Source organism: Paraflavitalea sp. (assembly GCF_059502485.1).
Genome location: NZ_JCACET010000009.1, coordinates 11,788 through 23,869 on the forward strand (window position 1 = coordinate 11,788; position 12,082 = coordinate 23,869).

The following is a 12,082-nucleotide window of genomic DNA, read 5'->3' on the forward strand; positions in this document are numbered from 1 at the left end:
TCTCATTCTAATATAACTCTAATTCACTCCTATGATCGCAGGTGTAGTTTGTGAACATGGAGAAACGATTATTCATTGTATCCAACCGGTTGCCCGTAATGATTGATGAGGAAAAAGGCATCCGGCCAGTGTCAGGTGGTTTGGTCAGTTCCCTGGGCAATTATGTGCAAAACGTAAAAGATAACACCTATGCAGAAGTGTATTGGGCGGGTGTACCGGGCTGTCAGGTGAATACTTGGTTTGCACACAGTAAACAACTTGCACCAGGTTCCTTCACCTATTTGCCTGTTTTTGTCCCCCCCGTTGAGTACGAAGATTATTACAGTGGCCTTTCAAATGCTGTCATCTGGCCCTTGTTTCATTATTTCCCGTCCTTTGCAGAATACAATGCAGAGTCTTATTCGGCCTACGAGCAGGTCAATCAACGGTTTGCAGAAACTTTGATAAAGCATTTGAGGCCCGGCGACAAAGTGTGGATACATGATTATCATCTGTTGCCCTTAGCCGGTATGCTGCGCAGCGCCATACCGGAACTGACAATCGGGTTCTTTTTACATATACCTTTCCCTTCCTTTGAATTGTTCCGTTTGTTACCCAGGAAATGGCAGGCAGACCTGTTGAAAGGGATGCTGGGTGCAGACTTGATCGGGTTCCATACGATCGACTATGCATCCCATTTCCTGCAAAGCATCCTCACCGTACTGGGCCTCGACCACGAGCGGCATATCATTAACTATGAGAACCGGCTCGTCAAAGTAGATGTGTTCCCCATCGGCATCGATTATACAAAATACAATAAAGCATATCTGGATGTTGGCATTGCAGCCCACCGCGATAGGTTGCTGGCGCAAATGAACAACCGTAAAATTATTTTTTCAGTAGACAGGCTCGATTATACCAAAGGCGTGCACAATCGTCTGCGGGCATTCGAGTATTTTCTGCAGCGCTATCCGGAGTATCACAATAAAGTAGTCTTTATACTGGTCATTGTTCCATCGAGAGATAACATACCCAAATATATAGAACGCAAAAGATTGATTGATGAGCTCATCAGCAATATCAACAGCAAAACAGGAAACATCAATTGGATTCCTGTCATTTATCAATACAATCACCTGGAGTTTGAAGAAATGATGGCCCTCTACAGCGCTTGTGACCTCGCTTTGATCACACCCCTGCGCGATGGAATGAACCTGGTGGCCAAAGAATTTGTGGCCAGCCGGCAAGATAAAAAAGGCATACTGGTACTCAGCGAAATGGCAGGTGCTGCACGTGAGCTGACGGATGCACTCCTTATCAATCCCAATGACGTGGTAGAAATAGCCGTAAAGATCAGGGAAGGACTTGAAATGTCCGTCCGGGAACAGGCCATGCGCATAGAAACGATGCAAAAGCGTATCGCCACGTATGATATCCATGCCTGGGCAGAAGATTTTATGAATGAACTGGAGCACATCAGACAAAAACAACAATCCTTCCAGATAAAGTTTATGGATGAGTATACCCGGCGCGACATGTACGATAGTTACAGACATGCCAGTAGCAGGTTATTGCTCCTCGACTATGATGGCACGCTCGCCCCCTTTACAGCCAATCCCGATGATGCCATTCCCAACCCCGGCCTGCTGGGATTGTTACAATCACTGGCTGAAACCCCGGGCACAACAGTTTGCATCATCAGTGGGCGAAGCAGCGCCTGGCTCGAAAAACATTTGGGCATGATTGACGTAAACCTCGTAGCAGAACATGGCGCCCGTTATAAACGAAACGGCGAATGGATCACGGAAGTGCAAACAAACCAGGATTGGAAAGAACGCGTGCAGCACATCATGGAAATGTACGAGCGGAGGTGCGCCAACACATTTATTGAAGAAAAAGACTTCTCCATGGTTTGGCACTATAGAAATGCCAATATTGACCAGGGAAAATTGAAAGCATCCGAATTAGCCAACGACCTCAACGACTATATTCATCACCGCAACCTGCAAGTGTTGATGGGCAACAAGATCGTCGAAGTAAGGCAAAGCGGTTTCAACAAAGGCAGCTTTATAAAAAACATCCTCCATCAAAACGCATATGATTTTATTTTAACGATCGGCGATGATAAAACCGATGAAGATATGTTCAAAGTTTTAGTGAACCATAAGGGAAGCTTTACCATCAAAGTGGGCATGGAAGCGTCCTATGCACATTACAACCTCCACACGCCCCAGATGGTTATTTCATTGCTGGAAGGAATGAGTTACCTGCCGGCTAATACCACTATTCAATGACAAGTTTAATCGTATCGGCTTTGAGGCGTTCCTTCATCCATTGCTGTAGCTTGAGTTGGTTGCTGGTTGATAACCTGTTTTTAAACCGGGCCACCAGTAAGGTAACCGTATCGGCTTTAGCTGAATCTGCTTGCAAAAATATCGACTGTCCAATGGAGTAATTGACAAGATCGGGATACAATACTTTCAATTCCGGGCGAAGGTCTGGAAAAACTTGTTTGCTATTCCGGGAATCGAGACTGTCATACCCCCTGGCTTGCTGGTTGTTGATGACATCCTGTAAGATGCTGGCCCTGATTTGTGCGAAATCGATATCTTGCCGGTCATCAAGCCCCTGATGAACGGTGAGGCGGACATCTTTCAAGCCATAATAAGGCATTTTACGTTGCAGTGAATCGATCTTGTCAGCTTCCAATTCTTCCCCCAGCAATAACACTTCAATCCGGTTGGGACTTCCCAAAATAAAGTTCCTGTTGATCACTTGCGTGCGGGTAAAATGAAATTCATGTTGAATGAATTGTTTGGCATTACTTTCAAAAATACTGCGTTCCACAATGCGGTAAGCAAGCCAGATGCTGGGAACGGTTGTAAGCACTACGGTTATCCATATGTAACGTATCACTTTCTTTTCCAGTTCCTTTGTCGTGAATTCCTTCTTCCGGAACTTAAGATGTTTTACAATTAAAAATGTAGCCAGGCAAATGAAAGAGCTATTGATGAAGAACAGGTAAAGCGCACCAAGCAGGTACATCCATTGTCCGGTAGCCAGTCCAAACCCGGCTGTACAAAGCGGTGGCATCAAAGCGGTAGCTATAGCTACGCCCGGGATCACATTGCTTTTCTGCCTTCTCGTGCCAGCCACAATGCCGGCCAGCCCGCCAAAAAATGCTATGAAAACATCCCATAACGACGGATTAGTTCTTGCCAGCAATTCGGAATTGGCGTCATGCAATGGTGTTACAGAAAAATAGATTGACGAAGTGATAATGCTGATAATAGCGGCAATAGCGAGGTTTTTCAGGCCCTTTTTCATCAGGTCGAAATCATTGGTAGCTATCCCCAGTCCGATACCCATGATGGGGCCCATGATAGGGGAGATGAGCATCGCGCCAATGATCACAGCAGTTGAATTAACATTGAGTCCAATCGACGCTATCAGGATGGCAAAGATGAGCGTCCATAAGTTGGTGCCCTTGAAGTGTACCTCTTTTTGGATCGACTCTACAATTGCCTCCTCTTCCGCTTTGTCTTCATTAAGGTTGAACCGGTCTTTAAAGAATGCCCGTAAAGCTGCCAGTAGTTCTTTCATATATTAGAAAATAGTAATAAAGATAAGCCAATAAAAAAACCGGGGAACGATAATTCCCCGGTTAGCATCAAAATCAACAAAAATTGAAAGTAAACACTAATGCTCCTTTTGTAAAATCAATCAAATCGATTAAACGAATTTCCTATACGCATATTAGCGATCCCTTAAACCAGGATTAGAAAAGCATTAAAGAACGTTATTTAACCATTCTGTATTGACACAAATAAGTTCAGGCAGCAGCGGATACCATCTGACGGCATTCTTCCGCACATTGATGACAAATGCGGGCGCATTTCTGACAGTGCTCGGTATCGTGCTTCATACATTCGTCTCCACAGGCCTGGCAAATATCAGCACAAATGAGACATATATCAGCAGCCTTCGCACTGCCCAGGCTCATTAACTGGGCTGCGGCATAACAGATTGCAGCACATTCCATATCCAATTGAATACAACGGGCCATCATCTTCACATCTTTTTCCTGAGTACAGGAAGAAGCACAATGATTACAAATCGATGCACAACGCAAACACGCGTCTATGCAGCTTTGATAGTCATGATAATTGTTCATAATAAACGTTTCGATAAAAAGCAGCAATTATCCTGCCTGCTGAGCAAACCAGAATTGTCATGGAGGAATAATACACTTAAAGGGTAGGAGGTGGTGCTTCGGTTGTATTATGGCGATTTAAGAACAATAACCAACAGCACCCGGAAATTGCAGACGCTGCCGAAGCGACCAATACGGCAAACTTTGCATCGGAACGGATACTTTCATCTGAAAAGGACAATAAAGCAATAAAAATTGACATCGTAAAACCGATACCGCCCAAAAGTCCAATTCCTCCGATATGTTCCCACTTCGCTTTGGAAGGCAGCTTGGCCAGTTTTAATTGCACCACCAGCCAGGATGAAAACAATATTCCCATAGGTTTGCCAATGATCAGGCCCGCTACTATGCCAAGGCCCAACGGTTTTACCAGACCAGCTTCAATGTTCGGCCCAAAATGAACATTGGTATTGGCAAGCGCAAACAAAGGCATAATTAAAAAATTGACAGGATGCGACAGGAAATGCTCCAGCTTCTCCAGCGGAGATACGCTCGAATCGGGAGTGGTTGGTATAGTAAACGCTGTTAATACACCAGCTATAGTTGCGTGAATACCCGAATGATGAACCAGATACCACAAAGGAAGTGCAGGCAAAAGGTATGCATACAGTTGCTTGACACCAAGGCGGTTCATCAACACCATAACACCAAATATCCCACCCGCATATAATAAGTTGGTTAAATGAAGTTGCGGAGAATAAAAGATCGCAATCACGATGATGGCAATTAGATCATCGGCGATGGCCAGCGCAGCCAGGAATATGCGAAGAGATGCAGGCACCCTGTTGCCAAGCAGCGAAAGAATGCCAATAGCAAAAGCAATATCAGTGGCCATGGGAATACCCCATCCGTTGGCAGAGAGGGTGCCCGCATTGATCAGAGAATAAATGATGGCCGGAATCACAGCCCCGCCTATTGCAGCAACAACGGGCAGTGTTGCCCGCTTGGGAGAAGAAAGCTCCCCTTCGATCAATGAACGCTTGATCTCAAGGCCCACCAGCAGAAAGAATATGGCCATCAGTCCGTCATTGATCCAGGAAAGCAAAGACATGCGCAAATGAAGCGAATCCCACCCCAACTCTTTTCCAAGGAAGGCATTAAAGCCAGCTCCGGCCGCTGAATTCGCAATCGCCAGAGATACAATAACACTCAGAAGCAAAAAAATACCACCAATTGATCCGGATTGGATGAACCTTTTAAAAAAGGCAGGATTTATTCTCAACATCATTCAATATACTTACTACATGACGATTTAGATTGTTGCAAAAATGGGCTATTTTAGCAAACATCCAAAACAACTTAGCCGTAAAAAGCGCTTTCACCCTTAAAACTTGCTCCCTTGTATGATCATTGATCTTACCATATTCATAATTGCGCTCGCTGTACTCATCCTTGCTGCCAGGTTTTTCACCAATGCAGCCGAACAACTGGGCAAATGGCTCTCTTTGCCATCATTTGTCATTGGCATTTTCATAGTAGGCATTGGCACCTCATTACCCGAACTCATTTCGGGCATTTTGTCCGTTCAACAGGGAGCCACGGAGATCGTACCAGGAAACATCATTGGCGCCAACATTTCAAACCTGTTACTGGTAACTGGCTTTGCGGTTGCGATGGGCAGAAAACCCATAGCCCTCGGAAGCACTTACATATTTATCGATTTGAATTTCCTCATCGGAAGCGTACTGATGTTTTACATCATTGCTTATGATGGCGTCATCCATGCCGGCGAAGCATTCCCGGCAGTGATGGTGTTTATTATTTATAGCATCTACCTTATCAAAAGTGGCACACCAGCCCTTGATAGCCAGCCCGTGGCAAAACCGCCCTTCCCGCTTAAAGCGGTACTTATATTGCTGATGGCTGCGGTTGGCATCTATTACGGAGCTGCTTATACAGTGGAGTCTATTCAAAATATCGCACGGGCCATCAGCATTCCAGAATCGATTATTGCACTCACCGCACTTTCACTCGGCACCACGTTGCCCGAACTGGCAGTTAACGTCACCGCAATAAAACAGGGAAAAGCAGAAATGGCCATCGGAAATGTCCTGGGGTCTTGCATCTTCAATACTTTGGTCATACCTGGTGTTGCATCGGCATTGGGACCTATCCACGTCCCGGGCGACCTGCTCACATTTTCATTGCCCGTAATGGCAGGAACAGCAGTACTATTCTATTTACTCGCACAGGATAAAAGAATATCTGTCTATGAAGGATTGTTGTTTGTTGTGATATACCTGCTGTTCATCCTGAAGATTGCCGGTATTTGATTACATACCAAACAATGAATGCCAATGGATAGAAAAATTGATACCTCAATTATCAAGAGAAAAAAGAAAAAACTAATAACGATTGTCGTTATTAGTTTCATATCTTTTATATTGATATTTCTGTCCCTTATTTTTATAAATAGGTTTGATGCTTATTATTCAGAGAAGGTGACATTTACCAACCCGGTCGACCATTTATCATTGGCAGGTACACTGACATTGCCAGCTAAAAAAGGCGTATTCCCGGTAGTGATTTTGATTTCCGGTAGCGGACCCCAATCCCGGGATGGAGAATTCGCCGGACATAAACTTTTCCTGGTATTGGCTGATTATTTAACAAGACGAGGCATTGGAGTATTGAGATATGATGACCGGGGATTTGGTCAGTCAACTGGCAACTTTTCATCTGGAACTTCACTCGATTTTTCCTACGATGTCCAAAGCGCTATTAAATACCTCAAGACACGCAAAGATGTTGATAAAACAAAAATCGGCCTTATCGGACACAGCGATGGAGCCATGATAGCGCCAATGGTAGCCGCCCGGTCCAGGGACGTAAGTTTTATCGTCCTATTGGCTGGCCCTGGTGTTCCTGGAGCTAAGTTATTATTGGATCGGCAGGAACTGATTGAAAAAAAGGTGGGATTGCCTGATTCATTAATAAAAAAATCCCGGAACCATTCAGAGCAAGTTTTTAAAATAATTATCAATGCCAGGAACACAGAAACGGCCAAAGCTGATTTAATGAAATTTAGTCGAGAGCATTACAATGATATTCCCGGTTATGCAATTCCCCACGGAGTTTCAAAAGATGAGTTTATCGCCAGGCAAATTGAAATGTTTTCATCTCCCTGGTTTAAATACCTGCTGGCATACGATCCGGCGCCGGTATTACAAAAAGTTACATGTCCCGTCTTGGCATTAAATGGAGATAAAGACGTTCAGGTGCTAGCCAAAGCAAATCTGGAAGGAATAAAAAAGGCTTTGGAAGCTGGCGGAAATACCAAAACAACCATTAAAGAATTAATCGGTATGAATCATGCTTTCCAGGAGTGTGAAACAGGTATGCCCGATGAGTACAGCAAAATAAGCCAGACTTTATCAACAAAAGCCATGTTGGAAATGCAACAATGGATTTCCATACAGTGCAATCGTTAACGAAACAGGGTAAATTACACAATTCAAAATGATGAAACCCAAAAGTTGCATGCTATTGCTTGGCAGGAAGTATAATCGTAAACACAGCTTTTCCTGTATCACTGCCCTCGGCAGTAATAATGCCACCATGAATGGTTACGATCTTGCGACACATCGCAAGGCCGATGCCGGTACCTTCATAATCCGTCCTTTGGTGCAGCCTTTGAAAGATTAGAAAGATCCTCTCAGCAAACCTCGGTTCGATGCCGATGCCATTGTCGGTAATGGTGATACGCAGGTATTCCTTGTCGGCAGATAGACCATGTTTCACCAATTCTTCAGGAGATGTATCATGACAGGTGATACGGATAACAGGATTTTCATGTTGCTTTCTGAATTTCAGGGCATTTCCAATGAGATTGAGAAAAAGTTGATACATCTGCAACGGAATGGCTTCGATCACAGGCAGTTTGTCCGCAAGTACGGTACCGCCGGTTTGTTCGATCAAAAGATCATAGTTCGTAAGCACATCGTGCAACGTTGCATCGAGGTCTACCCCTTCAAATACTTCCTCGTCATTGGCAAGCTTTGAGAAATCGAGCACGTCACGGATCAGCTTTAACATACGGTTGCCCGAGCTTTGAATTCTGTCGAGGTAATTTTTGCTTGTAGCGCTGATCTCAGGCCCTAAAGATCGGGTGAGTAGTTCCAGGAAAGTCGTAATCTTACGCAAAGGTTCCTGTAGATCATGCGAAGCGATATAAGCAAACTGTGCCAGGTCCGCGTTCGACCGTTGAAGATCGATATTCAGTTGATCGAGTTCACGGGTACGTTCAGCCACCAGCTCTTCTATACGCTTTAGTTGATTCACCTGGTCAGTAATGTCCAACACCGATCCGATAAAACGGATAGGTTTATCGGCAGCATCAAAATACACTTTACCCTTCGCCTTCACCCAACGCACACGCTTATCGTCAAAACCCACCGTACGGTATTCTACATCATAATTACCATCGGTTTTCGATTTGATAAAAACATCGTCTATAATGCGCAGGATTCTTTGCCGGTCATCAGGATGCAATCCCATGGTGAAGTCATGCTCATAAGTAACAGGATTATCATGACTAATACCAAATAATATCCTGCACCGCTTATCCCAGATTAGGGTGCCGGCTTCAAGGTCCATATCGAAAGTACCAAGATCCGCTGCTTCCTTCGACAGCCGCACCTGTTCCAGGGCACGCTCCAGTTCGGCGGTGGCTCTTTCTGTTTCAGTTTCGATGCGCTTGCGGTCGGTAATATCCACACACGCGCTGATATACCCGGCAAAACTGCTGTCCCTGTTGAACCGTGGACCTACATGAGCCAGGAGCCATCTGTATTCACCACTACCAGTAAGCACCCTGAATTCCCCGGAAAAAGCTTTTCGCTTCCCGAATGCATCCAGATACCTTTTTACATACGGCTCTCTTTCATCAGGATGCAACAAGTTGGCCCAATCGAATGACAGCATTTCGTCCATCGTTTTACCACTCAGTTCACACCAGGCTTTGTTGAAATAGACAGCGCCGCCTGAAGCATCTGCCACAGCTATGTAGATGGGACTGCTTTCTGCCATCGCACGAAACCTTTCTTCACTTTCCTGTAAGATGGTTTCTATATTCTTGCGCGCTGTAATTTCCTGCGAAATACCCAATAATTCCAGTGGTTGTCCGTCCTCATCGCGTCGGAGCCTGCCGCGGATATTGACCCAGTGAATAGACTCATCTGGCCAGATCACCCGGTATTCGATATTATAATCGATACCCTTTTCTATAACCTGTTGTACGGCCGATTGCATACGGGCCTGATCATCCGGATAAACACACGTGAGAAGATCCTGATAGGTAAAAGGTTGGTTGATAGGTTGCCCAAAGTTTTGTTTACAAATGGAGGAGGCTGTCAGTGTCAGCGTGGGTATATGTAATGTCCAGGAGCCAAGATTACCGGCAGTCAAAGAAAAACGCAGGCTCTCTTCATTCTTTTTGAGGTTAGCTGCCGTAATCACCTTGTCGGTTGTTTCGGTACAGGTCACCAGTACGCCTGCCGCACGTGAATGTTCATCACTTACCCGGCTGTAACAGAAAGTCCAGTATACGTTTTCCATCCGCCCATTCCTGAAAATAGGTACAAGCTTATCTTCAAACCAAACCGCCTCTTCGCCGGCAAGAACCTGATCGATGAGCGGTTTGATAAAGTCCCAGATTTCTGGCCAGGCATCGGCAGCCCTCATACCCAGTATCTGCGGATGCTTTCCATCCATGCCAAGACTCGGCCTGTAAGCATCATTATAGAAACAAATCAGTTCAGGTCCCCACCACAAAAACATCGGAAAACGGGCATTTAAGATAATGCTGATCGTAGTACGCAAACTCTGTGGCCATGTTGCAGGATCACCCAAATGCGTCGTTGACCAATTGAACCCCCTCGTTATTTCACCCATCTCACCACCCCCTTCGAGGAAATGCAAACTGGTAGCAGTATCGTTCCCAGGTCTCACCATCGGCATAAAATATAATTACGACCCATAGTCACTTAGAGGTTAATGAATGCGGTTTTAGTGTCAAATGTAAAGAAATAATCGGGTGGAGATGTCTAATACCCATGTCGCCCGTCCTGCTACCCCGTACACTGGTGCCAAAGCGGGGACTGAGGCCTCACAGCAGGACTTTTGATCGTAGTTTTCCTATTGTTTTTGTAAGCTGCAATGCATAGCTTTAGAGTAGTTGATACAAGCGGCTAATTATGATTGCACCTTAAGCCCTAAATCGTCCAATATCCGCGAAAAGCGATCTTTATAATCCGTATCCTGTCAATACAAGGTATTGACCGCTTAAAATCCAGATCCGATCCAATGTCCCCGAAAACCAGGTTAAGAGAGCTCGTCCGAAAATTTTGAAGGCCCCCGGTTGGGGGCCTTTGTGCATAATGAACCTAATTGAAAGCTATTGCTGTAGAAAGTTGTCCTGCTGTTACATCAGCTTCAATCCTTGCTCAATCGTGATGAATGTTTTGTAACCCAGTTCTTGCCTTGCCCTGGTGTCGTTGGTGATGAACTCCAACCCCAATGTATTTACCAGACCTTTATAAAGAGGCGGGTGCCCCTTTAATCTGAACGTTTTCCAAACAAACTCCATTACTGATGCCACCCTTTTGGCCATGGCCAATGATACTGCTTTGTCGGGAACAGTTACCCCTTGTGTGGCTACATATCTTTTGATGAAGTCTTTGAAAACAGGCGTTTCGCCATCTGTTAAAAAATAAGCTTTTCCGTTTTGAGCTGCCTGGTCTGCCAAAATTAAAGCGTGGCAAACATTGGTAACGTGGCAGGTTACAAAACGATGTTTGCCACCCTCAATGAATTGCATACGCCCTTTTTTTACCGCGTCAATGATGGCAGGCAAGGTGTTGGGATCGCCCTTTCCCCAAATCAAGGGAGGTCTTAACGAAACGGTTTGAAAGCTTTTACTGTTGGCGCGCAAAACCAATTGCTCAGCCTGAAGTTTGGTTCTTGAATAGCCGTCAATAATATGATCGGAGATAAATGTTTCGTCTGCCTGCGCAATAGGTTTTCCGTTCATAATGACCGAAGCTGCACCGAGATATACAAACTTTTGGACGTTGGCATTTTTTGCAATAGTCAAAAGTAGTTCCGTTGCATCAACGTGCAGTGCTTTCAATGTCTTTTCCGAAGCAAAAAAATCAACCGAGGCGGCTAAATGAAATACAGTGGCACAATCTTTAACACCTGATGCTAAAGCCCGTTCGTCATTCAAATCACCTTTTATGGCAGTTGCTCCTAATTTTTCCACTTTTTGAATAGCTTGTGCAGAGCGTGCCAATGCTTTTACCTGGTAGCCTTGCCCTATGAGCATCGGGATTAAGTTTTGACCCACAAAACCAGACCCCCCTGTTACAAATACTTGTTTCATTGGTTTGATTTGTTGTAGTTAATTGACTTTTGTCCAGATATTCGTTTGGCCCAATAAGGAGATGCCCCAATAACCCCTTACTTTCAGCGTTTTGTCTGCCTGTAATTTTAGGTAACAGGAATAGGTCTTACCACTTCGGGCATCATAGAGGGTGCCATCTTCCCAGGTTGATTTACCGTCAAAGGCAAAATCTTTCAACATCACCAACCCTATAATCGGGTCATTATGCCTTGCTTTATCGGGATTTTTATTGTCGGTTTTGGGTTTACCGTTTTCGGTAGGTTCTTTGAGCCAAATGATTTTGCCGGAAAATTTTTCTCCCTGTTGGTAAATTTCAATTTTGGCAGCTTTTTCCTGGTTGAGCCAGGTGCCGACAATAGCGGTTTTAGTAGTTTGAGCAAAACTTGTCAGGCTCAGCAGTAACAAGCCTGTGAGGAGTGTGGTGAGCTTGCCTTCATGGGGGCTGCTACACCTTGAAATAAGGTGATCCATACTTTGAATTGTTTAAT

Annotated in this window: 9 protein-coding genes; 3 read left to right on the forward strand and 6 right to left on the reverse strand. The window is 44.8% G+C overall.

All coding sequences use genetic code 11. From position 1 onward, the window contains the following. The first annotated feature begins 56 nt into the window (after window positions 1-56). Window positions 57-2,273 carry a bifunctional alpha,alpha-trehalose-phosphate synthase (UDP-forming)/trehalose-phosphatase gene (locus AC5JBY_RS15880; RefSeq protein ID WP_495905602.1) on the forward strand — a complete coding sequence of 739 codons (2,217 nt, stop codon included), beginning with the start codon at window positions 57-59 and terminating at the stop codon, window positions 2,271-2,273. On the opposite strand, the gene AC5JBY_RS15885 is transcribed toward AC5JBY_RS15880, so the two are convergent. From AC5JBY_RS15885 to nhaA, 3 genes are all read right to left on the reverse strand, one after another. Continuing rightward, window positions 2,263-3,582 carry a TIGR00341 family protein gene (locus AC5JBY_RS15885; RefSeq protein WP_495905603.1) on the reverse strand — a complete coding sequence of 440 codons (1,320 nt, stop codon included), beginning with the start codon at window positions 3,580-3,582 and terminating at the stop codon, window positions 2,263-2,265. The genes AC5JBY_RS15880 and AC5JBY_RS15885 overlap by 11 nt on opposite strands. 229 nt (window positions 3,583-3,811) lie before the next feature. Then, the gene (locus tag AC5JBY_RS15890) at window positions 3,812-4,153 is read right to left on the reverse strand and encodes a four-helix bundle copper-binding protein (RefSeq protein ID WP_495905604.1); all 342 of its coding nucleotides are present in this window, start codon (window positions 4,151-4,153) and stop codon (window positions 3,812-3,814) included. Window positions 4,154-4,229: 76 nt separating this feature from the next. After that, entirely contained in the window at window positions 4,230-5,420 is a 1,191-nt protein-coding gene (gene nhaA, locus AC5JBY_RS15895) for a Na+/H+ antiporter NhaA (RefSeq protein WP_495905605.1), read from the reverse strand. A gap of 115 nt (window positions 5,421-5,535) precedes the next feature. On the opposite strand from nhaA, the gene AC5JBY_RS15900 reads away from it, so the two are divergent. Next, window positions 5,536-6,465 (forward strand): sodium:calcium antiporter, encoded by a 930-nt coding sequence (locus AC5JBY_RS15900; protein ID WP_495905606.1) that lies wholly within the window; start codon window positions 5,536-5,538, stop codon window positions 6,463-6,465. Window positions 6,466-6,489: 24 nt separating this feature from the next. Further along, on the forward strand, window positions 6,490-7,623 hold the full coding sequence (locus AC5JBY_RS15905; RefSeq protein ID WP_495905607.1) for an alpha/beta hydrolase: 1,134 nt from the start codon (window positions 6,490-6,492) through the stop codon (window positions 7,621-7,623). A 52-nt stretch (window positions 7,624-7,675) separates the two neighbouring features. On the opposite strand, the gene AC5JBY_RS15910 is transcribed toward AC5JBY_RS15905, so the two are convergent. From AC5JBY_RS15910 to AC5JBY_RS15920, 3 genes are all read right to left on the reverse strand, one after another. Next, the gene (locus tag AC5JBY_RS15910) at window positions 7,676-10,144 is read right to left on the reverse strand and encodes a PAS domain-containing protein (protein ID WP_495905608.1); all 2,469 of its coding nucleotides are present in this window, start codon (window positions 10,142-10,144) and stop codon (window positions 7,676-7,678) included. Window positions 10,145-10,613: 469 nt separating this feature from the next. After that, the gene (locus tag AC5JBY_RS15915; RefSeq protein ID WP_495905609.1) at window positions 10,614-11,573 is read right to left on the reverse strand and encodes an NAD-dependent epimerase/dehydratase family protein; all 960 of its coding nucleotides are present in this window, start codon (window positions 11,571-11,573) and stop codon (window positions 10,614-10,616) included. Between the two features lie 18 nt (window positions 11,574-11,591). Then, entirely contained in the window at window positions 11,592-12,065 is a 474-nt protein-coding gene (locus tag AC5JBY_RS15920) for a DUF2147 domain-containing protein (RefSeq protein ID WP_495905610.1), read from the reverse strand. Between the last annotated feature and the right edge of the window lie 17 nt (window positions 12,066-12,082).